General features: G+C 58.7%; 22 protein-coding genes and 1 tRNA gene. 8 read left to right on the plus strand and 15 right to left on the minus strand.

Annotated elements, in window-relative coordinates:
* The 5 genes from U9R61_RS16920 to U9R61_RS16940 all read left to right on the plus strand — a co-directional run.
* Positions 1-473, plus strand: a 473-nt coding sequence (locus U9R61_RS16920) for an ABC transporter substrate-binding protein (protein ID WP_322489989.1), incomplete at its 5' end; no start/stop codon positions are given.
* Between the two features lie 78 nt (positions 474-551).
* Positions 552-1,718, plus strand: coding sequence for a branched-chain amino acid ABC transporter permease (locus U9R61_RS16925; RefSeq protein ID WP_322489990.1), 1,167 nt, complete (start codon positions 552-554; stop codon positions 1,716-1,718).
* Positions 1,719-1,721: 3 nt separating this feature from the next.
* Positions 1,722-3,062 carry a branched-chain amino acid ABC transporter permease gene (locus tag U9R61_RS16930; RefSeq protein ID WP_322489991.1) on the plus strand — a complete coding sequence of 447 codons (1,341 nt, stop codon included), beginning with the start codon at positions 1,722-1,724 and terminating at the stop codon, positions 3,060-3,062.
* 12 nt (positions 3,063-3,074) lie between these two features.
* Positions 3,075-3,854 carry an ABC transporter ATP-binding protein gene (locus U9R61_RS16935; protein WP_322489992.1) on the plus strand — a complete coding sequence of 260 codons (780 nt, stop codon included), beginning with the start codon at positions 3,075-3,077 and terminating at the stop codon, positions 3,852-3,854.
* Between the two features lie 98 nt (positions 3,855-3,952).
* Positions 3,953-4,669 (plus strand): ABC transporter ATP-binding protein, encoded by a 717-nt coding sequence (locus U9R61_RS16940; protein ID WP_416208865.1) that lies wholly within the window; start codon positions 3,953-3,955, stop codon positions 4,667-4,669.
* A gap of 103 nt (positions 4,670-4,772) precedes the next feature.
* On the opposite strand, the gene U9R61_RS16945 is transcribed toward U9R61_RS16940, so the two are convergent.
* From U9R61_RS16945 to U9R61_RS16990, 10 genes are all read right to left on the minus strand, one after another.
* A complete protein-coding gene (locus tag U9R61_RS16945; protein WP_322489993.1) occupies positions 4,773-5,201 on the minus strand; it encodes a GxxExxY protein in 429 nt (142 codons plus the stop codon).
* A gap of 224 nt (positions 5,202-5,425) precedes the next feature.
* Positions 5,426-5,501, minus strand: a tRNA-Gly gene (locus tag U9R61_RS16950).
* Between the two features lie 44 nt (positions 5,502-5,545).
* The gene (locus U9R61_RS16955) at positions 5,546-6,229 is read right to left on the minus strand and encodes a response regulator transcription factor (RefSeq protein ID WP_322489994.1); all 684 of its coding nucleotides are present in this window, start codon (positions 6,227-6,229) and stop codon (positions 5,546-5,548) included.
* A 32-nt stretch (positions 6,230-6,261) separates the two neighbouring features.
* A complete protein-coding gene (locus tag U9R61_RS16960) occupies positions 6,262-7,101 on the minus strand; it encodes a redoxin domain-containing protein (protein WP_322489995.1) in 840 nt (279 codons plus the stop codon).
* Between the two features lie 32 nt (positions 7,102-7,133).
* Positions 7,134-8,234 carry a J domain-containing protein gene (locus U9R61_RS16965; RefSeq protein WP_322489996.1) on the minus strand — a complete coding sequence of 367 codons (1,101 nt, stop codon included), beginning with the start codon at positions 8,232-8,234 and terminating at the stop codon, positions 7,134-7,136.
* Between the two features lie 148 nt (positions 8,235-8,382).
* A complete protein-coding gene (locus U9R61_RS16970; RefSeq protein WP_322489997.1) occupies positions 8,383-10,776 on the minus strand; it encodes a heme lyase CcmF/NrfE family subunit in 2,394 nt (797 codons plus the stop codon).
* Between the two features lie 63 nt (positions 10,777-10,839).
* Positions 10,840-11,259: a cytochrome c maturation protein CcmE gene (locus U9R61_RS16975; protein WP_322489998.1), complete on the minus strand. Its 420-nt coding sequence runs from the start codon at positions 11,257-11,259 to the stop codon at positions 10,840-10,842.
* Positions 11,260-11,322: 63 nt separating this feature from the next.
* Positions 11,323-11,526, minus strand: coding sequence for a CcmD family protein (locus U9R61_RS16980; protein WP_322489999.1), 204 nt, complete (start codon positions 11,524-11,526; stop codon positions 11,323-11,325).
* Between the two features lie 2 nt (positions 11,527-11,528).
* The gene (locus U9R61_RS16985) at positions 11,529-12,488 is read right to left on the minus strand and encodes a cytochrome c biogenesis protein (RefSeq protein WP_322490000.1); all 960 of its coding nucleotides are present in this window, start codon (positions 12,486-12,488) and stop codon (positions 11,529-11,531) included.
* 284 nt (positions 12,489-12,772) lie between these two features.
* Positions 12,773-14,704, minus strand: a complete 1,932-nt coding sequence (locus U9R61_RS16990; protein ID WP_322490001.1) for a hypothetical protein — start codon at positions 14,702-14,704, stop codon at positions 12,773-12,775.
* Between the two features lie 135 nt (positions 14,705-14,839).
* Here U9R61_RS16990 and U9R61_RS16995 point away from each other — a divergent pair, with 135 nt between their 5' ends.
* Together U9R61_RS16995 and U9R61_RS17000 are read left to right on the plus strand one after the other, a co-directional pair.
* The gene (locus tag U9R61_RS16995; RefSeq protein ID WP_322490002.1) at positions 14,840-17,320 is read left to right on the plus strand and encodes an ATP-dependent Clp protease ATP-binding subunit; all 2,481 of its coding nucleotides are present in this window, start codon (positions 14,840-14,842) and stop codon (positions 17,318-17,320) included.
* A gap of 105 nt (positions 17,321-17,425) precedes the next feature.
* A complete protein-coding gene (locus U9R61_RS17000) occupies positions 17,426-18,505 on the plus strand; it encodes a GAF domain-containing protein (RefSeq protein WP_322490003.1) in 1,080 nt (359 codons plus the stop codon).
* A 199-nt stretch (positions 18,506-18,704) separates the two neighbouring features.
* Here the strand turns inward: U9R61_RS17000 and U9R61_RS17005 are convergent, their stop codons facing one another.
* The 5 genes from U9R61_RS17005 to U9R61_RS17025 all read right to left on the minus strand — a co-directional run bounded on the left by U9R61_RS17005 (position 18,705) and on the right by U9R61_RS17025 (position 22,400).
* Entirely contained in the window at positions 18,705-19,814 is a 1,110-nt protein-coding gene (locus tag U9R61_RS17005; protein WP_322490004.1) for a hypothetical protein, read from the minus strand.
* Positions 19,815-20,089: 275 nt separating this feature from the next.
* Positions 20,090-20,578 (minus strand): hypothetical protein, encoded by a 489-nt coding sequence (locus tag U9R61_RS17010; RefSeq protein WP_322490005.1) that lies wholly within the window; start codon positions 20,576-20,578, stop codon positions 20,090-20,092.
* A 22-nt stretch (positions 20,579-20,600) separates the two neighbouring features.
* On the minus strand, positions 20,601-21,167 hold the full coding sequence (locus U9R61_RS17015; protein ID WP_322490006.1) for a hypothetical protein: 567 nt from the start codon (positions 21,165-21,167) through the stop codon (positions 20,601-20,603).
* The gene (locus U9R61_RS17020; RefSeq protein WP_322490007.1) at positions 21,164-21,802 is read right to left on the minus strand and encodes a ribonuclease HII; all 639 of its coding nucleotides are present in this window, start codon (positions 21,800-21,802) and stop codon (positions 21,164-21,166) included. Before U9R61_RS17020 ends, U9R61_RS17015 begins: the two co-directional genes overlap by 4 nt.
* The gene (locus U9R61_RS17025) at positions 21,780-22,400 is read right to left on the minus strand and encodes a class I SAM-dependent methyltransferase (protein ID WP_322490008.1); all 621 of its coding nucleotides are present in this window, start codon (positions 22,398-22,400) and stop codon (positions 21,780-21,782) included. The genes U9R61_RS17020 and U9R61_RS17025 overlap by 23 nt, the downstream gene beginning before the upstream one ends.
* A 430-nt stretch (positions 22,401-22,830) precedes the next feature.
* Between U9R61_RS17025 and U9R61_RS17030 the strand changes: the two genes are divergently transcribed.
* Positions 22,831-24,033, plus strand: coding sequence for an aspartate aminotransferase family protein (locus tag U9R61_RS17030; protein WP_322490009.1), 1,203 nt, complete (start codon positions 22,831-22,833; stop codon positions 24,031-24,033).
* Positions 24,034-24,080 lie beyond the last annotated feature (47 nt).

The following is a 24,080-nucleotide window of genomic DNA, read 5'->3' on the forward strand; positions in this document are numbered from 1 at the left end:
GCCCGCTCTTCCGGCAGGCCCGCGATCGCGGCATCACCGCCCAGTTCATGGGCCCCGACGGTCTTGACTCGGACGAGCTGGTGAAGCTGGCCGGCAACGCGGTAGATAAGATGTTCTACACCTCGGTGGCTGCGCCGGTGAGCCAGTTCCCCAAGGCGGCCAAGTATGCGACTGACTATCAGGCCGCGTATGGCGAAGGCGCACCGCCCTTCTCGGCGCAGGCCTTCGATGCCGCGAATATCTGCGCGGCTGGCATTCTGTCGGCGGCCATTACCGCCGGCGGCAAGCCGACCCGCGCGCAGGTGCTCGAGGCGATCCGCAACCTGCCGCCCTTCCCCGGTATTACCGGCACGTTCAAGTTCAACGCCAAGGGTGACCCGACTTCCGCGACCTACTTTGTGTTACGTGTCAACGCGGCTGATTGGAACAAGAACGATTTGATCAGCCGGCTGGAGATTGCACCGCCGCAATAAGGCGTTCGGTTGTCCGTATCGCACATACGCGAGAGATGACCTCTCGCGTATGTGCCCACTACTTCGTTCGGAGCATGCATGGCTGTCGATGCAACGGTTGCCCCCACGACTGCTCGCCGCTCGCTCGGTGAAGTGCTTGGGGTTGTGTTTGGCCCGGTTGGTCAGTTGCTGGCATTCATTGTCGGAAGCGCCGCCAGTCTCTCGCTGATCGTCGTTGTGCTCGCCCTGATCCTCGCTCCCGCTCAGCCCGATATTATGCAGCGGGTGGTTATCATCCTGCCGCAGGTCATTATTGACGGGTTGGTGCGCGGCTTCCTCTTCGCTACCATCGCGCTTGGCTATACGATGGTCTACGGCGTGCTTGAGTTTATCAATTTCGCCCACGGTGAAATCTTTATGATCGGCGGCGTGGTTGGCGCAACCGTGAGCTTTTTGCTCGTGAGCGCCGGTGCGCTGGAAAGTATTCCGCCGCTGGCCTTTATTTTGCTGGTGGTGTTGGTGGCAATGGCGTTTTGCGGCATGCTGGCGGTGACGGTGGAACGGGTTGCCTATCGCCCGTTGCGTGGTGCGCCGCGTTTGGTGCCGCTGATTTCGGCGATCGGGATGTCGCTGATTTTGCAAGACCTTGCCCGCTTGGTGATGACCAGCACGCCGCTGGGGTTTAATGCCCGCTACCAGACCCCGAATTTTGGTCAGCCAATTCAACTGTTTACGATGGAAGTCGGTGAGCGCAGCGTGCCGGTGATTCTGAGCCCGCGCGACTTGATCTTTATTGTGGCCGCGACCATTATGCTGGTCGTGTTGAATTATGTCGTTAATGCCACTAAGCTGGGCAAGGCGATCCGGGCCACGGCGCAAGATATGCCGACGGCGAGCCTCATGGGGATTGACGTTAACCGGATTATTGCGCTGACCTTCTTGATCGGCGGCGCCTTGGGCGGCGCGGCTGGCGCGCTGTTCGGCTTGCGCATCGGGACGGTGAATCCGTATATGGGTTTGATCCCCGGTCTCAAGGCGTTTACTGCCGCTGTGTTGGGCGGGATCGGCAACATCACCGGCGCAATGGTCGGTGGGGTGGTGCTTGGCTTCCTTGAGGCGTTTGTGGCGGCCTATCTGTCGATTTTCACCGCCGGTAACTTCTCTGGCGCAGCCTATGCCGATGTGGCCGCGTTTAGCATTCTGATCTTGTTGTTGATCTTCCGGCCTTCCGGTCTGCTCGGTGAGGCGACCACGCAGAAGGTGTAGCTTATGACTACGAGCACTTCGTCGCAAAGCCTCTGGCAACGAGTGACTGCGCCTCTGAGCAGCGGGCCGGCGGCGTATGGGGTTTTGACCCTCTATGTGCTGGCCTGTTCGGTTCTGCTCTTGACCAATCCGCGCACCGAGTTGAGCACTGACATCGTCTTTGTGCTCTTTATGCTGTCGATGTTGGTTGCGTACCGCTCGCGGGTGGCGGCTTGGTTCAAGGTGGTTTTGGGGGTGGTTGCGCTCGGTGTTGTATTGCCCTACTTTGGTACCCTGAACCCGTTCTACATCGATGTGGCGACGCAGGCGGGCATCTTTACCTCGTTGGCTTTGGGGTTGAATGTGGTGGTGGGTTTTGCCGGCCTGCTCGACCTTGGCTATGTGGCCTTCTTCGCGGTCGGCGCTTATATATGGGGTATCTTTAGCACCCCCCAGATCTCTGAGATCAATCCAGCGTGGAGTCCGGTTGATCCGGTGATGTTCTACCCCTTCCTCATCATCGGTCTCATTCTGGGTCTGATTACCGGCGTGTTGCTTGGGTTGCCGGTGTTGCGCTTGCGTGGCGACTATCTGGCGATCGTGACGCTCGGTTTCGGTGAGGTGATCCGGGTGGTGGCGAATAACCTCGACCGCCCGATCAACATCACAAATGGCTCGCAGGGCATTCGCGCGATCGAGCGCCCGCCGCTGATCATTGTTGATCAAATTCGTAATCTGGGGATTGTGGCCGATGATAACCGGTTGTACCAGCTCTTCTTCTACTATTTGGTGCTGATTATTGTGCTGCTGACGGTGATCGTCGTGGCCCGGCTCAAGCATTCTCGGATTGGCCGCGCATGGGAGGCGATCCGCGAAGATGAAGTAGCGGCGGTGGCGCAGGGTATTCCGCGGGTGCGTATGAAGTTGCTGGCCTTTGCCATCGGCGCGTCGTTTGCGGGGGTGATGGGAGTGGTGTTTGCCGCTAAGCAGCTCTTTATCAACCCGCCTACCTTCGATTTGTTGCGCTCGATCAATATTCTGGCTATGGTGATCCTTGGCGGGATGGGGTCGATCCCCGGCGCGATGTTGGGCGCGATTATTGTGACCATGCTCGATTTGCAAATCTTGCCGCGCATTGCTGCAGTGTTGCGTGAAGCGCAAGCTGCCGGCGCGCCGATTCCGCGCCAGTTTGATCCGACCCAGTATCAGCGCCTGCTGTTCGGTTTGCTGCTGGTGGTCATGATGATCTTCCGTCCGGAAGGGTTGTGGCCTGATGAGCGCCGGCGCGAAGAACAGCACGAGGTTGAGATCGCCGATGAAGAGCTGGAAGCGGATAAGGCCGCCAAATCAACCGGTGCCGATTGAGGGAGATGACGCATGGCGCTTCTCGAAGCTACGAATATCACCAAGATTTTCGGCGGCCTTGTGGCCGTGAATGATGTGACGTTTACGGTCGAACCGGGCAGTATTGTGAGCGTGATTGGCCCCAATGGCGCCGGTAAGACGACCTTCTTTAACGTATTGACTGGTATTTATAAGCCCGACAAAGGTCGGGTGGTCTTGGCCGGGCAGGATATTACCGGTTGGCGGTCGGATCAGATCGCTGCCCTCGGCATGCGGCGCACCTTCCAGAATATTCGCCTCTTTGGCAATATGACGGTGCTGGAAAATGTGTTGATCGGGATGCATGTCCATTTGCGTGCATCGATCTGGAGCGTTATCTTCCGTGGCCGTACGATGTTGCGCGAAGAGGCGAAGGCGCGTAACAAGGCGCTCGAATTGCTCAGCTTTGTTGGCATTGCCGATAAGCGCGATGAATTAGCCAAGAATCTGCCTTACGGCGACCAGCGCCGGCTGGAGATTGCCCGCGCAATGGCCGGCGATCCGAAGATTATCTTGCTTGATGAGCCGACCGCTGGCATGAATCCGCACGAAACTGTCGAAGCGACGCATTTGATCCGGCGCTTGCGTGATGAGCGCGGGATTACGGTCATCTTGATCGAGCACGATATGCGGCTGGTCATGTCGATTTCCGAGCGGATTTCGGTGCTCGATTACGGTAGCAAGATCGCTGAAGGCGATGTGCAGGCGATCCGCATGAATCCGCGCGTGATCGAAGCGTACCTTGGCAAGGGTGCTGCCGGCCACGCGGCATAAGGATGCGGGTCAGCAATTGATCTGGATCGGTATATCATGTCGGTTGTCATGCCGCAGCCATCCGGTAGCATGGCTGCGACGGAAGATTGAGGATATGCATGGCCCTGCTTGAATTGCAGAACGTTCATACCTATTACGGAAAGATCCATGCCCTCAAGGGTATCTCGATGATGGTCGAAAAAGGCGAGATCGTCACCCTGATCGGCTCGAACGGCGCCGGCAAGAGCACGACCTTGCGCACGATTTCCGGCTTGCTCAAACCGCGCCAAGGGCAGGTGTTGTTTAATGGGAAGCGTATTGATACCTTGCCTCCCCACGAAATTGTGAAATTGGGGATTGCCCAGTCGCCGGAAGGGCGCCGGATTTTCCCCCGCCTAACGGTGCTGGAAAATCTTGAGATGGGGGCATTTCTCTACAATACGCGCAGTCCAGAGTATCAGGCTGATCTTGACCGGGTGCTGACGCTGTTTCCCCGCTTGCGCGAACGGGTTAGCCAAAAAGGTGGTACGTTGTCAGGTGGTGAACAGCAAATGCTGGCCATTGGTCGCGCCTTGATGACCCGTCCGCAAGTGTTGCTGCTTGACGAACCGTCAATGGGGTTGGCGCCGGTGCTGGTTGAGCAGATTTTCGAGATTATCCAGACGATTAATCAGCAGGGCACTACCGTGCTGTTGGTGGAGCAGAATGCGTTGCAGGCGCTCTCGATCGCTCATCGCGGGTATGTGCTACAGAGTGGCGAGATTGTGCTTGAAGATACTGCAGCTAGTCTGCGCGATAACGAAATGGTGCAGAAAGCGTATTTAGGGTTGGAATAGGACAACGAATGGGGAACGAATAAACGAATAAACGAGCGGATGACCATGCACGGTTAGCTGTGCATGGTCATCTTTTGCTGTGAGGAGATGAGCGGCAAAAAGATTATGATCTTGACCGGCGATGACGGTGTTGCAATATCTTTTGTGGAGGAAACAGGCGTTTCCATTCGAGTCTGTGCCGGCCAAAGTTAAACAGGAGACACACGTTACAGTCTGAGGCGGCAAAGTATTTCAGACATTGCGCGATCTCATCATTGGTCAAGGGGTAGAAGTGCGCTTTGTATTCCACGAGTAACACGTGTTCAACGCGGTGATCGGGCCGGTAAACGGTGACAAGGTTCCCGTGCTGATCCATGACTGGTAGGCGGAGTTCGTACTCAGATGCGACCCCGCGCGTGCGCAATTGTTGGTGCATAGCCCGATGGTAAACGGCTTCACGGTGGCCGGGGCCAAGCTCGTTATGCACTGCCATTGCTAGGCCGATAATAGCGTAGGTTAAACCGCCAAGTTGATCGTCGATGCATGGTGACATACCGTTGTGCTCCTCTGCCGCTGTGCTTCGTTTGGTTGATGGCTGCCGTTGCGCTGGTATCTATTGAGTCGTCTCTACTATAGATACTGCGCGAAAAGGGCGATAGTAACGCGGAAGTTGTGGGCAGTTTTCATGAGGTGAGCGAGCCGCTGAGTTAGCAGATGATGGAATGGTGCGGAGTGATCAAAATAGCATCCCCTGACCAATTGGTCAGGGGATTGAATTGGAGCGGGAGACGGGACTCGAACCCGCGACATTGTGCTTGGGAAGCACACACTCTACCAACTGAGTTACTCCCGCTTGTTAGCGAGAGATATTATAGCACGCTCGCCGCTAGCTGTCAATCAGGGAACGAGGCGATACCCCACACCCCATTCGGTCAACAAGAGTTGCGGCTGGCGCGGATCAAGCTCGATTTTACGCCGCAAATGCCAAATATAGACTTTGAGATAATCGTTGTCGCGTGCCTGTTCGTTGCTCCACACAGCGCGTAAAAGCTGCTCGTGCGTCACGACGGCGCCTACTTGTTCGGCGAGCGCTTGTAACAACTGATACTCGGTCGGGGTCAGATCGATCAATTCGCCGCGCACCCGCACCTCGCGCTTGCGCTGATCAATGCTCAGCACGCCGTTGCCGGCGGTGAGCAGGCGATTGACCGGCGGCACGCGCCGGAGCAGCGCTCGTATCCGGGCCAGCAATTCATCGTAGTTGAAAGGCTTGGTCAGATAATCATCGGCTCCTTGATCAAGGCCGGTAATGATGTCTTGGGGCATCGTCTTGGCGGTCAGCATCAGGATCGGTGTAGTAGCAAACTCACGCACCCGCTGGCAGACGGTCAAGCCATCAAGATCGGGCAGCATAATATCAAGGATCACGAGGTCGGGCCGTTGTTGGCGCACCATCGTGATCGCTTCGAGACCGCTGATCGTTTGCAGAACCCGGTAGCCTTCTTGTTCGAGCCGGACGCGCACTAATTCTTGCAGACCATTGTCATCATCGACAACCAAAATCGTTTGCTGCTGCTCCATAGCGATTACCCCGATGTCAGTGATACCCATTGTTATTGCCCGCCGCCGGCTGGCCGGAGTTCACCAAAGCGAGCGGCAATATCGGTAAAGGTGAGTTCACCGATATGTATGTAGCGGATCTGGCCATCAGCCGTGATGAAGAAGCTGGTCGGCAATGGAAACACCCGATAGGCTTCGGTGATTTTGCCATCAACATCAAGTGCGATCGGATAGGTTACACCGTATTGGGCTAAAAAGGCAGCTACTCCTTCGACGGTTTGGCCTTGCACGCGCTCATCATCGGTCAGATTCACGCCGATGACCATCAACCCTTGTTCGGCAAACTGCTCGTAGGCCTGTTGCAAAGCGGGCAGTTCGCGTTTACATGGTTCGCACCATGTGCCCCAGAAATTGACTAAGACCACCTTGCCGCGATACTGGGCCAGTTCGATCGTACCGCCGCGCAATTCCGGCGCCGTAAAGTTGGGCGCCGAGCGGTTGACCTCACCCATTGCCTGACCGCTGATCGTGTCGCGATTAGTGAACATCCAGACAGCAGCTACCAGACCAACCGCCAGAAAGGCAAAGACGAAGGCATTGATAGCTTCACGCCGGCTGAGGCTACGCCGCACCGGCGGTTTCGCCGGCCTGATCAACCCTTGGCTCATATCGTACTGTCGCCGGCGTTCTGGGTCGCTCAGGACCTGATAGGCGCGTTCGAGTTCAGCCAACCGGTTGCGTGCAACCGCTTGCAATTCATCGTCAAGCTCGGCGAGGTGATCGGGCGTGTACCGCTGCCGTTGCTGTTCGTAAGCAGCCGCAATCGCTGCTTGATCGGCGTCTGGGTTGATCCCCAGCAGACGATAATAATGGAGCCCGTTCATCTCTGCCATTGTAACATATCCTTAGCGTGAGTTTTATTGTCTTATTGACTGTGTTCGTTGATTAATATCTGCGCTTGCAATTGTAAACCTGGATTGACCCCCGGAATCGACAATACTAGCCGCCATTGTTGTAGGGCGCGTTCGGTTTGGGGCGGGTCAACGGCGATCAAGCAGATGCCGTGCGAGAGCAAGACCCGCGCATCTTGCGGTGCAGCGTGCAATGCTTGTTCGGCCTCGTCCAACCCCTCTTGGGCGCGCTGCGGGTTGCCGGTATCGAGGCCGTAATAGCACAGACTGGCGGCAATATCGGCGCGCACGACATCATTGCCCGGTTGCAATTCCAGCGCCTTGCGGTAGGCATCTACCGCCTCAAGCCAGCGCGGCAGGCGCTCTTGATAGATGCGCTGCGTTTCAGCATCGCCAGTCGCGAGTTGCTCACGCACGTAGACGACGCTGTCAAACAGCGCATTGCCAAGGTTGATCCACGCATTGGGATTATCAGGCACTTGTACTGCCACCTGTTGCGCTGCAATCACCTGACCATCGAACTGGGTCAAGACTTCGCGCAAGGTCGGAGTGGGCGACACGATCGTGGCGGTGGGCGTGTTGGGTGCGGTAGCGACCGGCGCTACCACCATCGTACTGATCAGCGTGCCAAGCACAATGCTAAAGGTCGCAGCGGCCACGATCAACGATGGCAGGAGCCAGACCGGTTGGGCTTTCGTCGCTGTGCGCCCGCGGCGTGGCGTGTCTCGCCGCGACTGCGCGCTTAGGTATGGTTGCGGATTAAAATCCGGCGGGCGCTCTTGCCGGCGCGCTGGCGGCAGCGGGCGAAAATCGATCAGCTCGTCATCATCGACTGGTGGCGGTGGCGTTGCAGCTTTGGAGCTCGCTGCTGGCGGCGCCGGCCGGAGCGTTTCGTTCAACTGCCGGTCATACTCGGCCCGGCGCTGCGGATTGCTCAAGACGCTATAGGCGCGTTCGATCTCGTCGCGCCGTTGCCGCGCGAGTTCCACTAACTCATCAGCCGCGCCTTCGAGCCGTTCGGGCACGTAACGTTCGCGTAAGCGCTCGTATGCCGCCCGAATCGCTTCAGCATCAGCGTTGGGGTGAACTTGCAAAAGCTCGTAGTAATCAGCCATCGCTCTCACAACAACGGCCGCGATCGGCAGCCAATCAGGCTGACCACCAACCGCGACCGTCCCATAATCATCTCTCGCTATTGACTGTCCAGAAGAGCGTCATGACCGTAAGGCCGGCTATCATCATCCGTATCCCGATGGCACTTGGTCAACGTCCAATCCCGCGCCAGCCCAATTGCGTCGCCAATTCGGGCAACGCTTTGGGCAGGCGCACGCGCACCCCCGCCAAGGCTAGACTGCCCTCAAGGTAGCGCCGCACCAGCGCGATGGCGCCGCCGATGACCATCAGAATGATGCCTAGCCAGACCAAGACCACGAGTGGTTTCACACTCACAGCAACCACCGCCTTGGCCGGCACGACCGGCAAGTTATCGAGACCGGGGCCACTGCCTTCCAGCAACACCATCCGGTTGGTGGGGTCAAGTTTGCGGAGCTGGAGGGTGTGGCCGCCGGGGAGCGTCGCCGGGATAAATTGCAGCTCGCTCTCGTTGGTGGCGGGGTTGACAACCACCTCGATCCGTGGCTCAACCTCGATCGTTTGCCCCTCGTAGAGCACCTCTACTTTTGCGCCCACCTTGGCTTCGCCACTCATCATCGCATCGCGGTCGATATTAAAGCCGCGGAAGATCAGCGTATAGGGCCCCATCTGCACGCTCTGATCGACGCCAAGTACCGGGCGAGCCGGGTCGCGCTCAGGATCGTAGCCGGCCGGCGAGATATAGAGATCGTGCCAGAGATAGCTATGGATCGATGGCGTCTGCATGGTAGCGCCCATCCGCTGATTGTAATAGAGGTAAGGCTGGGCCGAGAAGGTGCGCGAGCCATCGCTGACAGTCAGATCGAGCACGCCGCGCTGCTGGTCGTCGAGTTGGTAGCCGTTGAAGATAAACTCATAGCCGAACAAGCGGGCCGACTCGCCGGGGGCAAGTGTCAGGCGGGTATCGGGGGTGGCGTAGGCCGAGGAAGCGACCATGCCGATCGCCATCACGGTAAAGCCAAGGTGAGCAAGGTAGCCGCCAATGCGCAGCCAGCCGCCGCGAAGTGTGCGCACAAACATCAGCAAATTGGTGCCGAAGGCGAACGCGCCGCCAGCGACGTAGGCCAGCGACAGCACGTCGCGCACGTCAATAATAATTGCGACAATAGCAGCAATCACGGCCAAGGCCGCCGGCCAGCGCAAGGCGCGCAGCAGATGGCTCAGGTTCGCGTCACGCCAGCCCAGCAAGGGGCCAATGATCAAGAGCACGATCGCCACCACCCCGAGCGGTGGCACGGTGCGCTGGTAGAAGCTCGGAGCCAGCGAGAAGCGGCCATCTTCAAACGGCTGAGCTTGCGGGTTCATGAGGGTGCCGTTATCGAGCTCGAAGTAGCGCCCCATCCACTCTTGCAAGGTGTGGCCGACGCCGGGAATGGCCGAGATGACCGGCATCGAAGTGCCGATCCCCACCACCAGCGCTGTCATCACAATCGTGATGATCGCCAGCACGAAGAAGCTATCGCGTGAGAAGAACTTCTCGCTCAGCGGACGGGCGGGAATATCGTTCCAGCGCATAATGAGCGAGATGACTGCAACTGCGAGCAAGGCGATCTGAAAGCCGACCAGCCCTTCAAAAATCCCCTCAGCGACAAACGAATGCACCGAGAAGTTGGCGTACACGCCGCTGCGGGTCATGAAGGTGGCGTAGAAGACGGTGATATAGGTAGCGATACCCAAGATCAGATTGGTCTTGCGCAAGCCACCGTGGGTGCGTTGCACCAGCATCCCGTGGATCAGAGCCGTCAGAATCAGCCACGGCACTAGCGACGAGTTTTCGACCGGATCCCAGCCCCAATAGCCGCCCCAACCGAGCGTCTCGTAGGCCCAATAGCCACCGAGCAGCAGGGCCAAGCCCAAAAACGCCCATGCCGAAAGCGTCCACGGTAAGGCGCGCTTCACCCACGTATCGTAATCGCGCCGCCACAGAGCCGCCAGCGCAAAGGCGAAGGGGATCATGGCCAGCGCATAGCCGACAAACAGGATCGGCGGATGGATAATCATCCAGAAATTGTGCAGCAGCGGGTTGAGGCCGCGCCCATCGCTGGGGGTGAGTGCTACACCGGTTGAGGGGTCGACGAGGGGTTGGAACGGGTTGAGCACCAGCACGAACCCGATCAGCGCCGCTTGAATAGCCATCACAACCATCAGCACATACGGCTCAAAGTGTTTGGTGCGGCGCACCAGCAACACGCTCGCAATCGTCCCCCAAAGCAGCCAGATCATAAAGCTGCCCGGCTGCCCGGCCCAACTGGCGGCAATAGTGAAGAAGAACTCAAGATCATGTGAACTATAGTTGTACACGTAATCGAGATCGAAGCGGCGAGCGATAAACACCGTAATCAGCAGCGTCCACGACATTAGGACGCCGGCCAGTGCGGCATATACGCCAAACCGGGCATAACTGAGCGCAGATCGCTGCCCGCGCAGCACGAGGCCATAGCAAATCACAGCCAGCACGGTCATGCCAAGGCTGGCCATGAGCAAAAACGTACCGAAGAGATACATAGCAACTCTTTCCAGCGGTCGTTGTCTCCGACCGGGTATCCAGTGGCGCTGGCCAGCCGGCGCTTATGGTTTCGCTTGATTCATCTCTTGATATTTCGACGGGCACTTGACGAGCAGGTCATCGGCCATAAATGCCTGCTCGGCTGGATCGTAGCGCCCAATTGCCACGATGCTGATCGCCTGCTCGAAATTAGCTGGGCGCGGATCATCAGAGATGACCTTAATCAGCTTGCCGTTTTCATCTTGCAGCATAAAAGTAAACCGGCCTTGGGCATCCATCTCGCCGGTGCTACCGAGGAAGCCGGCTAGTTGCACGCTGCGCGTGCTGTGCATCGCCTCATCGACGCTGGTGGTATAGGCGCGGAAGCCGTCTTGGAAGCCGAAAAAGCCGTAGACAACGGCCAACATGATGATGCCGAGCCCGACAATGTGCAGCGGCTTGATGGTCAAACCGCGGCGAACTGGAGTAGCTGCGACTGCCATACGATCACCTTTACTACATGTACATCCTAGGTCTGGGACGGTGCGGCACGCTGACCCTACAGGTTACCGACGCTCAACCGGCTCGCCGGCCTCGCGCACCCGGTTGACGGTTGCGGAAGGGGCGGATGCTTCGTTGTGTTCGCGCTCACGCTCCAATTCACGGCGCAACGCGCGCGCAGCGGCGTCGATCCGCCACAAGTAAATAAAGATTGCAATCCAGACGGACAACACGGCGGCGGTTGCCACCAAAATAGCTGCATTATCCATAGTTATGCCCTCCCGCGTTGCGCTACTGCCCACTGCACATTCAACACCAGTGAACGCACTTGCAACATCCAGAAGAAGAGTGCGGTAAAGCTAAGGTTGGCGGCAAGGAAGGTGTACAGCGTCCGCCGGTTTTCGAGGAGTTGGGTGCCCGGCGCTTCCATATTGAGCCGCACCGCACTAGTTGCCTCATCGTATTCCTCAAGGCCCAGTTGGAACCGCGAACCGGGGAACTCAGGCCGTACCGCCATCCCTCCATCGACGAGGTCGAGGCTCGGATACAGGATGGCCTCTTGCTGCAAGCCCGGCGTGCTCACCTTCACTTCGGCGACAATTAGATTACCCTGCCGTTCGAGGCCGAGCAATTGCACTTTTTGATCGCCGATCAGCCCGACTTTGCCCACCTCAAGCACCACGCCATCGCAGTTGCTGCCTTGGATGAAGGCGCAGTTAGGGTGCAGCGTGCTATCGGCGATGCGCGGCGCGACGAAGAAGAGGAACGGCATGGTGACGAAGGCGAAGAGCGAGTAAACGGCGCTCAGTTGCCGCCGCCGGTCAACATCATCGATTGCGGCGCGCAGCGCAAACAGGGCAGCGTAGATCAACAAGAGCACGAAGATCGAGGTCTGGCGCGGATCCCAATTCCAAAAGATGCCCCACGCCACCTGCGAGAAGATCATACCGGTGACGGTGGCGAGAATGGTGAAGAGCAGCCCGGCTTCAGCCGCTGCCACCGCGATATGATCGTCTCGCTCTCGTCGCCGCCAGAGGTACAATCCGCTAAAGATCGCCGAGATCGTAAAGGCAACGACACTGACCCATGCGGTTGGCACATGCACAATCACAATTCGCCCGGCTTCGCCCAGCCCTTCATACTGCGGCACAATGAGAAAGGTAGCAATGATCACGCCGGCCATCCATACGCCTATGCCGATCTTTGCCGCTTGCGCGAGCCGTTGCATCATGGCAACCTGCCTTCTAGCCCATAGGGTTGCAAACAATACATCTTTGACGCATCATACAACGTTATTGCTTTAAAAGCAAGGAATGTTCGCAACAAATTGTTTGCCGGTGCGCCGGCAGCCGCTGATGCGTCGCTTGACTAAGCCGCAAGAGATCACCATAGAGATCGCCATATAGTAAGTCTTAACCATTGTATCATGATTGGCGCTTGTCATGACGGCGCCTGATCCGAACGCGACAAGATCGCAATGCTATGCTGATCATACCGGTTGGGTACGACGGCTGATTACACAACATGTCGCTTCTCCATGATGAAATGGTACCAGCGCGCCGCTACGCTCATCGCCAAGTAAAGGAATGACAAGCCGGCGACCGTGCGGCCAATGATCCCCCGTTGCCACAGCCAATCCAGCGCCAGCGCCATGCAGATCGCGGCGAGCGGCAGCATAAAGAAGATATGCTTGAGAATCGTGTCGGCGATTGTCCAGTTGAACAGCGAGTAAAGGATCAAGATCGCCCACCAGCCGATTAACAAGCTATGCCCCCGCCGCGCCGCCAACCATGCCAGCACGGTACCACCCGCGATCAGCGCGATGCCCACCCAGGTAAGGTGGTTAAGCATAAATGCGCCATCAATCGCGGGGGTCGGCAATGGCAGCGCCTCAGCTCGGCTAGCCCGCCGCGCCAAGGCTGATACGATGACCGGCACTGTCTCGGCTACGACGACTGGCACATACCAGATATGGTAGATAAGGAACGCCGCTGCTTCGGCTATGACCAGTCCGATCAGGGCTAGCCTACCGCGCTGGGTTGTGTGGCTTTCGCGCCGGATCAGCTCAATGAGGGCATAGATGCCCATCATAGTAAACGCCATAATGCCAACGACGGTGTAGGTGAGCATCGCGAGCGTCGCCGCTGCCGCCACCCCCCAGAGCGCGCGCCGATCGGTGGGGTGTTCGTAGGAGGCCAGCACCACCGCAATCAGGACTAGTGCGCCCCATAAGCCCAGTTGGGTTGGCCAATTGCCCCACGAGATCAAGAAGTAGGGCATCAAGAGCAGATGGTAGCAACCCGCCGCGGATACGGCGATTTCCGGCCTGCCAAACAGGCGGAGGGCGATATAGGCGATGAGCAGGCTACGCGATACATCGAGCGCCGTGTTCAGCACATTCGAGGCCAATCCGAGATCAATCCCCACCAGACCAAAGGGGGCCGTGATGAGGTACCACAATGGCGAATAGGGAAAATGCCCGCCCTCGAAGCCGACCGTATCGCCGAGTAGTGTAACCCGGCTCGGCACGACCAATTCAATAAACCGGCCATCGAGCACCATCTGAGTGCGCGGCACGTGCCAGCGTTCGTCGTAGACAATAGTTTGCGGGTAGATCACGCCGCCGATCTTGATCAACGCCGCCAGTAGCACGATCCGCCAGAGCCACGTTTCATAGGGTTGCGGCAAGGTTTCGCCGCCGCGAGCAAAGGCGAAGCAGGTAAAGGCGCGCAGCGGCCCTAGCGCGAGGTGCAATCCCGCGAGCACCCCCCAGAGCATCGGCGTAAAAATGGCCCACCAGATCCGGTGGACTGCCAACAAACCACCTAATGCGACTAGTGCCGTGGTGACGAGGACGGCTGCCGGCAGCGGTTGAACCGCCACCCGGCGCGCTAGCCAATAGCCTAATGCACCAATGAGGGCGAAATGAATCGCTTGCCAGAAAGGCCAGCCATACTCTACTTGACACGCTTCAATCCAGTCGATAACTACTCCTAGTTGGCGCGGGTCGGCGGTGGTCGAGAAGGTTGAGCTGGTCAAGTGCAGCGTAAGATCATCATTACCCGGCGGCACGAGCAGGTAATAGCGCGCCGTATCACTCCGTAACGCGATCCGTACTGGCGCTAGCTTATCAATAGTGATGGTCATTTCAGCCGGTGGCGCGCCTTCGGGCCGGTAGCCGTTGACCCGAAAGACGACGGTCGTCCAGCTTGAGCCGATGCCGGGAAATGAGACGCTTGCTTCGGCTTTGGTGAAAGAATAAGAGAATTGCCGGTTACGTTCTAAAGCGTGAAAGCCGGTGATATAGGGTTGGGCGTAGGTCGTGCCAATATCGAGTCGCCCCGCCGGCGGAATCCAGCCGGCGAGACCAGCGCAGACGATGCCTACTATGGCGAGGCCGAGCGCGACGAACAGATCAGGCCGCAGTTTGACCGGTTGGTTCCCCATACATACTCCCTGCACGATACCATAAATCCAATAGACTCAGCCTGTTTTCAATGGCGTGCTGTGCTATACTACCAAAGCAGGTCAATCTTGTGATCTGCCCATCTGCCTTGCGGCGGACACACACGAGGGATAGCAATGAGACTGGAGCGATTTACTGAAAAGGCGCAGAGCGCCTTCCATATTGCCCAAGAGATTATGCAGGATCACCAGCATTCGCAGCTCGATGTCGAGCATCTCTTTTTGGCGATGCTCCGCCAGCGCGATGGTCTGGCAACGCGGGCGCTGTCGCGCTTGAACGTTGATCCGCAAGAGGTGGAACGCCGCATCGAGCGTGAGCTGGAAAAGCTCCCTAAGATGTTGAATTCGCATGGCATCGGTGGTCAAGTCTTCATTACGCCGCGCACGCAGCGATTGGTCAAGCGCGCTGAGGAAGAAGCCAACCGGCTAGGCGATCAGTACGTTGGCCTTGATCACTTGCTCATCGGCTTGGCGAGCGAGCGCGATGGTCCTTCAGCGCGGATTTTGCAGAGCTATCATATCGATCAGGAGCGGATCTATCAAGTGTTGATGGAGATTCGCGGCAGCCAGCGCAGCGATGATCCATCGGCTGAGAGCCGCTATGAAATTCTGACCAAGTATAGCACCGATCTGACTGAGCTGGCCCGCGACGACAAGCTCGATCCGGTGATTGGTCGCGAGGCCGAGATTACCCGCGTCATTCGCATTCTTTCGCGCCGCACCAAGAATAATCCGGTTTTGGTCGGCGAAACCGGCGTCGGTAAGACGGCGATTGTCGAGGGGCTGGCTCAGCGCATTGCCCGTGGCGACGTGCCGCCGACGTTGATGGAACGCAAACTGCTGGCGCTCGATCTGGCCGGGATGGTGGCCGGCTCGAAGTTCCGCGGCGAGTTTGAAGAGCGGCTGAAAGCAGTGATGGATGAGGTGCGCAACGCGAAGGGCCGCATCATCCTCTTCATTGATGAGCTGCATACTGTTGTTGGCGCCGGCGCCGCGACCGGTAGCATTGACGCCTCGAATATGCTCAAACCCGCTCTCTCGCGGGGCGAGATTCAGGTGATTGGGGCCACCACTATTGACGAATATCGCAAGCATATCGAGAAGGACGCGGCGCTCGAACGGCGCTTCTCGCCGGTATTTGTCGAAGAGCCTGATCCTGAGACGACGGTTGAGATGCTGCGTGGCTTGCGCAAGCGTTACGAAGAGCACCATCGACTGACGATCAGCGATGAGGCGCTGCGGGCGGCAGTGCAACTGTCGAGCCGCTATATCAACGACCGGTTTTTGCCTGACAAGGCGATTGACCTGATTGACGAAGCCAGCGCCAAGCTGCGGATTGACATCTTCTCGATGCCGCCTGAGCTGAAAGCGAAGGAAGAGGAGCTGAAGCGGCTGCAAGCCGAAGAGGAAGAAGCCGGGGCCCGCCGCGATTACGAGCGGGCGGCGATGCTGCGTGCGTGCTATTTGGCCCTACAAGCGGAATTTGAGGCCGAGCGCAGCGAGTGGCTGGCGCGCAACAATCTCGATGAAGTGGTGGATGATGAAGATGTCGCGCAGATCGTTGCCAGTTGGACGGGGGTGCCGGTCAGCCGTATGCTCGAAACCGAGCGCGAGAAGCTGATCCATATGGAAGAACGACTGCACGAGCGGGTGATTGGCCAGCACGAAGCGATTGTCGCCTTGAGCGACGCTATTCGCCGCGCGCGTTCCGGCCTGCGCGATCCGCGCCGCCCGATCGGCTCGTTCCTCTTCGTCGGCCCGACCGGTGTGGGCAAAACTGAGCTAGCCCGCGCGCTCGCCGAGTTTATGTTCGACAGCGAAGAGGCGATGACACGGGTTGATATGAGCGAGTATCAAGAGAAGCACACCGTCAGTCGCTTGATCGGCGCGCCACCCGGCTATGTTGGCTATGATGAAGGCGGCCAGTTGACCGAGAGCATTCGCCGCCGTCCGTATCAGGTCGTGCTCTTCGACGAAATCGAGAAGGCGCACCGCGATGTCTTCAACGCCTTGCTGCAAGTGCTTGACGATGGCCGGCTGACCGATGGCCAAGGCCGCACGGTCGATTTCCGCAATACGATCATTATCATGACCAGCAATGCCGGCACCGAGCATCTGCAAGGCGGCGGGATCGGCTTTAACGTGGGTGGCAAGGCGCAAAAAGCGTTCGATCTGCGCGAGGCGCGCAAGAAGGTTGATGAGGCGCTCAAGCAGACCTTCCGGCCCGAATTTCTCAACCGGATCGACGAGATAATTCTCTTCCATCCGCTCTCGATGGAAGATTTGACCAAGATCGTCGAATTGCAAATTGGCGAATTGGTCAACCGGCTGCGCGAGCAAAATATCGGCTTGACGTTAACGCAAGCGGCTAAGGAGTATCTCGTCAACGAAGGCTACAACCCGGTCTTTGGTGCGCGCCCGTTGCGCCGCACCATTCAGCGTCTGCTCGAGACGCCGATTTCGCGCGAGCTGCTACGCGGAACGTTTGCCGCTGGTGATCAGATCGAGGTGGATGTTGAGCATGGCCTGCTCGTCTTTCACCGCGGCAGCATTCTGACCATGACAGAGCGCCGCCCCGCCGAACCGCTTGATGCCTGAACTGTAATCTACGATGCCGGGTTTGTCATCTTGCCCAGCCCGGCATCGTGGTATGATCAAGACTCAAGAGTGATAGGCGTCTCGTATCGCTGATCAGGAGTGGTTGTGACCGCATCCGATATTGCTACTCAGTTGATTGCCGCCCAGCGCCGGGCTGCCCGTTTGCGCAATGCCTTAATGACGGTGGGCGCTTTTTTCGCTGCTGCGCGCCAATCTGACCCGTTGCCGATGTTGCGCGATCTGTGTGGTGAGTGGTTGCTGGCCGATAAAGTTGAAATTATTGTTCCTGCCGGCACTGGCAGTTTGCAAGCACACTCGCCGACCATGTTGGTTGGGCCGATTATGATTGGCCGGCGGATGGTGGGGCGGATTGAAGTCACTCGTGCGACACCGCCGTTTGATAGCGATGATCGTGAATTGTTGACGGCGTTGGGCCAGATTGTCGGCATTGTGCTTGAGCAATCGTCGTTGCAAGGTCAGCTCGATCAATACCTTAATCAAGCCCGTGCCCATGCCGACACGCTCGATCAGTTGTTACAGTTTGGCCGCATGGTGACCAGCGCCACGACCGAACCGCTCCATTTGGGTTTGCAATTGGCGACACAGGTGCCGGCGATGGTGGGTGGCGAACGGGCATCGTTACTCTTGCTTCCGCTCGATAACAACGCCGCGCCGATGTTGTTGTTGAGCAATGGCCATGTGGCTACGCCAGAGCGCGCGCGTGAGGTGCGTGAGCATGGCTTTGCCGGTTTTGTGCTGTGCGAAGGGCAGCCTTTGATTATTGATGAAACCGATGCCGACCAACGTTGGCTCTCGTTGCGGATGCGCGAGTATGAGGCACCGACGCGGTGCGCAATGGCAGCGCCGTTGCGCTGGGGGTCGCGCTTGCTCGGTGCATTAACGGTGACCACGACCCAGAGTCGCCGGTTCGATAGTTCTCATCTTAACTTGTTAGAATTGGTGGCTTGCCATATCTCACTGGCAATTTATGCGGCTGATCTCGAGACGCGCCGCAATCAGAGCGCCAAACTCCTCAACGAAATCGAAGCGCGAATGAGGACTGCGTTGGTCGCAGCCCGCGCTGGTGATGCGCAGGCGTTTGACCAGCTCGAAATACAACTCGCTCGCTTGCGGGATGTGCAACAGCTCCTTTCCCTCAATATGGCGATACCGCCGGAATCGTAACGCCATCGCACCGCGGGCGTAAGGTCATAGCAACGCTATGTCCCTACGCTCGCTAACGGTTATTCGTCAGGATTACCGTACTCGTTGATCTCCGCCGGGTCGGGATCGATGAAGCTGAGATTGGGCGGCGTCACGGGGTTGTTATTGAGGCCGATTTGTGGTACCGGTTGCGGATCGGCAATCGTATCGGTGGTTTGAGTTAGGGTAAACGTGGAATGACCAATTGTTGGCTGATCGCTCCCTGCGCCGTCAACTGGTAGAATCCGACCGGCAGCCGCTCATCGAGGAAGAGCTCAACCAAAAACTGGCCGGCTACCGGATCGGCAAAGGTTGAGGGAAAACCGCGCACCGAGCCATCGGGCATTGTCAGCCATAGATCAACCCGCTCGCCGGGGAAGAAGAGATCACCGTTGGCGTAGAAGATCGAACGTTGCGGCGCTTCGGCACCAAATGGCACCACGACCGAAAGCCGGGCCGGAACGCGTTGGGTGACAGGCCGCGACTTAAGCTCGAAGTGGGCAAAGACGCGAAAGCCGCTGGTGTTGCCGAGCGCCGTCACTGTGTAGCGCCCAACCGGATTCTTCCCCTCAAACTGGAACGACGTGGACACCGCTCCGCTTGGCGTTGCTTGCACGACCTGCTGTCCGGGCGGGAAGTTAATCACCGTGCCGTCGGGTGCGGTCAGCCAGAACGAGACCAACTCGCCACCCAAGAAGTTGCGCCCGTCTACCTCGAGAATCTGCCCTTGCTGAAGGACATTCGTCTCTTGCCCGTTCAAGGTTGTCCGCAGCGTGGCGTTGCCGGTCGGGCCGGGTCGCCCGCCGGGAATGACAACGAAGAAGGCCGAGGCCGTGTGCGCGCCTCCAACACCTAGCCCGCGCCTGGTGAGGCGATAACAACCGTAGGGCCACGTGCCCGGAATGGTAATGTTGAGCGAGAGCTGGCCGGCGTTGTTGGTAAAGCGGGCAAATTGCACGTTCGTGGGCAGATCGATCACACCATCGAGGAATTGGGCGGCGCTGAACGTAAAAATGCGCCCGTCAGGGAAGGTGATGTCAACCTCAATGGGTTCCGGCCCAAATGGCGGTTCGAGCACGCGGTAGTAGTCGAAACGAGCGAGCAAGGTTTGGGTTTGGAAGATAGCCGGTGCCGGTGCGCCGGTGGCTGCGCATTGGGCTTGCCCTTGCGGTGTAAAGATCTCGACGGTGGCGCGTGACGCAGCAGCGTCGTAGGTGAAAAAGGCTAGCAAAAGGGCGAGGGCCGTGCCGAAACCGACAGCGAACAGTGAACGCAACGAAAGGCGTCTCATCGTGTCCCCCCTGTCTTGTTTTGAACCTGAGATACACCTGATAGGAGAATGAAACTATACGCCGGATTACGTCCAACGAACAATCTGCATAGATTACGCGATAGTTACAGAGGATGTATCCTTAGAAAGAGCTTGCCCAATGCAGGCGAGGAATGCGGGCGGATTGCGGGAAAAGCAACTAGAAAAACGATGGTGGGTTTAGAGATATTAGCAAAGGCTAGCGATCGTAAACCGGCGGGGCGATGGAAGCCATCACCCCGCCGCTATCACTGCATTCACCCTTGTTCAGAGCGTTGTAATTCTTCGACCCGCTGCAATTGCACATATAGCGGCGGCACGCCGAACAACGCCCGTTCCCAGTCGGTCACACGCGGGTTGACTTCACCCAGCGACCAGCGCCCACCTATACGGATGATCTGGGTGCCGAAGTGTTGTGGCCGGCCCAATTCGATCAACAACCGATCCCACGCCATCGCGCGCAATGTCCATGCGCGCTCATCACCCAATTCGGTGGCGCGGCGGGCAAACCGGTGGGAGTGGTGAAAATCGGCCACCGATTCGCCGCAGATCATCACTAAACCGGCGAGGAAGCAGGCGCGATCATCGGTGATAAACCCTTGCGCTTCAAGCTCAAGCACGCGATCGCAACGCCGGCGACGTTCGGCTGAGGTGGCACCCTTCGATTGGCCGTCGATAGCTTCACTCGCCAGCCGGCTCAGTTCGGTCAGCGGATCTTCCGGGGTTAGCTCGTCATCCGGATCCATCTATGCACTCCTTCCGGTTTATTCAATCGTTGGGCAGCGCGGAAGTGGCAGTGGCATGCGTGTTATGATCAGTGTACCACATTCTCTTGGTTGCGCATCGCCGGCAGAGCGCGATCCAGTGCATGCGGTGATCGGGGAGGCGTGGCCGGCGGTAGACCTCCAGCGGTTGCCGGCTGCCGCAGTGCGCGCAATGCCCGCCGGAGCGCAGGTATGCGGCCCAGATCAAGGGCAGGGGGAGGTGATCAAGCAAGAGATGAAAGGCGACGCCAAGCGTGAACGGGCGGAGCCATGGGTAACGCTGCGCCAGCATCCAAAGCGGGGGCAAAACGAGGAAGGGCCGGTGCAACCACGAGCGGAGCGAGCCATAGCGAGGCCGGTTGTCGCCGTAACGAGGCCACCGGTTGCGATAGCGGTTGTACACCAATGCGCCGCTGATGCTCCAATCACCGGTGCGGCAGATATACAGCGCAAGGTGATCGATATCGATTAGCACACCACCGGCAATCAAGAGCGCGGCGGCGACCGGTTGGCGCGGGTACAAGCTGGCGGCCAGCATGCTCGAGTACAAGAGATGTTCACGAAGATTCATGCAGGTTCCAAGTGCTCAAGCGCCTCGATCACCGGCTGGAAGGTATAGCGATGGATGGGTGATGGGCCATAGTGCGCCAAGGCGCGGCGATGCGCGGCAGTGCCGTACCCTTTATGCACGGCAAAGCCATAAGCCGGGTAACAGCGATCAGCGGTGTGCATCAGCCGGTCGCGGGTGACTTTGGCAATGATCGAAGCGGCGGCAATCGAGAGCGAACGGGCATCGCCGCGCACCAACGATTCTTGGGGCAGGCAAATGCCGGGGAGATGTTCGGCGTCGATTAACAGGGCATCAACCGGGCAGGTCAAAGCGAGCAACGCTTGCGTCATCGCAAGGCGGGTCGCGGGCAGAATGCCGTAGGCGTCGATGAGGAAGGCCGGTACGATGCCGACCCCAATGCTTTGGGCGTAGGTTTGCACTGTAGCAAACGCGCGTTCGCGGGCCACGATGCTCAACTGCTTCGAGTCGTTGACTGCGGCCAAGAGGTGTAGCTGCTCGTAGACGATTGGCGCTAACACTACCGCGGCGGCCACTACCGGCCCCGCCCAACAGCCGCGTCCGGCCTCGTCAATCCCGGCTAGCGCCAGATAGCCGCGCGCACGCAGGGTCTGTTCAACGCTCAGATCCGGACTCATGCGGCCTCCCAGTCATTACAAGGACACTGCTGTGACCAATGGTCACGCGCTGCACGCGCAGGCGAAAATTTCCAAATGAGATGCTCTCTGGCAGATCGCGCGGGTTGCGCCCCAGCCAGATCAGGCGATAGATTGCATCAATCAATCGCCCATAACCTCCTTCCAGCCGCCCGCCATCAACAATGACCAATTGGCCGTCCGGCGCCAGCACCCGCTGGATTTCGGCGTGGGTCGCCGGATCAAGCATGTATTCGGCGGGGAAGGTGGCGCACACGGTATCGAAACTGGCATTGGCAAACGGCAGGCAGCGGGCATCGGCGCGCACAAGCCGGTTGGTGAAACGCGCGGCGCGGCGCAGCATCGCGGGCGAGGCGTCGAGACCGGCAACGCCGGGCCGGGCCGCCAAGGCCTGCTGGAGATAGCCGGGTCCGCAGCCGAGTTCCAGCACGCGCCCGCGCAGTGCGGGCAGGGCGGCCAGCACCCAGCGTTGCCAGTAGCCGCCCGATACGAGCCACGCGATTAGATCGTAGTTCCACGCGAGTTCGTGGTAGAGGCGCTGGAAGAGCCAGCGGATGAGGCACCGGTAGCGTGAGATCATAGGATGCGTACTCTGGCGTTGCAAGGTTCAAGCCTGCGGCAGTGAAACTGCCGCGCTCCCTATACCCTGCTGCCGGTCATGCGAGATGGCTGTTGCTATCGTTATACCATAATCTCGAAACTTTACGGCGGCACGGGGACGCCATGCCGCCCCTTCCGCCCGCCGTTTAAGGACGGATAGAACATCTGATCCGGAACCCGGCACTAAAGGGCTGGGCTAGAGTTACGAAACTCGCTGTGTGGGCTGCTGGCCCTTACCCCTAGCCCTTCTTCCGCTGGCGCTGGAGCGGGGAGCGTACTGCCGGGCTGTAAGGCATCGCACAGCGATCAACGGTTGTCATTGACCACATGTTCTGTCCGCCCTTGAACCGCCTGCCGGTGGTATAATTGCGCGTGAGAGGGTTCGCACATCGCGTTGGAAAGGACGAGCTATGACCGGCGAGAGCGCCGCAGATCTGATTCAGGCCGATCACGACTATCTGTTGCAGAGTTATGTACGCGCCGACTTCGTTATCGAACGCGGCGAGGGTGTTTATCTCTACGACAGCGAGGGCCGGCGTTATCTCGACTTTGTGGCCGGTATTGCCGTCAATGCGCTGGGGTACGGTGATCGCGATGTGCTCAACGCGATCAACGAGCAGGCGGCGCGCCTGATCCACGTGTCTAACCTCTACCACACCCGTCCGGCGGTCGAGTTGGCCGCGTTGCTGGTAAAGAGCAGCCCGGCGTTTAACAAGGCGTTCTTCTGCAACAGCGGAGCCGAGGCGATTGAGGGGGCGATTAAGTTTGCTCGCCGCTATGCGCGGGCCCATTTCGGTGAAGGCAAAACGACGATTGTCGCGTTTGACGGCAGCTTCCACGGGCGCACGATGGGGGCGGTGGCAATTACGGCCCGCGAGAAGTATCGCGAGCCATTCATGCCGGTGATGCCGGGAGTGCGTTTCGCCCGCTATAACGATTTAGCGTCGTTGGCTTCGACGATCGGGCACGATGTCTGCGCGGTCGTGCTGGAGCCGGTGCAGGGCGAAGGAGGTTTGCGCGCCGCCGAGGCTGAGTTTGTGCGCGGCGCGCGCGAGTTGTGCCGGCAGTATGGCGCCTTGCTCATCTTTGATGAGATTCAGTGCGGGATGGGCCGCACCGGCACGATTTGGGCTCATGAACAGTTTGGTGTGCAACCGGATATGATGACAGTAGCCAAGCCACTGGCCGGTGGTTTACCGATCGGCTCGATCCTGATGGGCCAACACGTGGCTGACGCGATCCAGCCTGGCGACCATGGCACAACCTTCGGCGGCAATCCGTTGGCGACTGCGGTAGGCGCGACGGTCTTCCGCAAGATTAGCGATCCGACCTTTTTGGCCCACGTGCAGCAGGTCAGCAATTATCTCGATGAAGCGTTGCAGGATCTAGCCGCCGAGCAGCCCGATGTGGTGCTTGAATTGCGCGGGCGGGGGTTGATGCGCGGCGTGCGGATTGCCGGCTCGGCGGGTGCGGTGCGCGAAGCGGCCCATCGCCATGGGTTGTTGGTGGCAACAGCAGGGGAAGACGTGATCCGGCTCTTGCCGCCGTTGATCATCGAACCGCACCATGTTGACGAAGCAGTCGCCGGCCTGCGCGCAGCGTTGCGGGACTGAGTGCGCGGCGGAAGGATCGGGGGATAAGAAGCCGGTTGCATTGATGC

Origin of the sequence: Chloroflexus sp. (assembly GCF_034431535.1) — a bacterium.
Lineage (GTDB): Bacteria > Chloroflexota > Chloroflexia > Chloroflexales > Chloroflexaceae > Chloroflexus.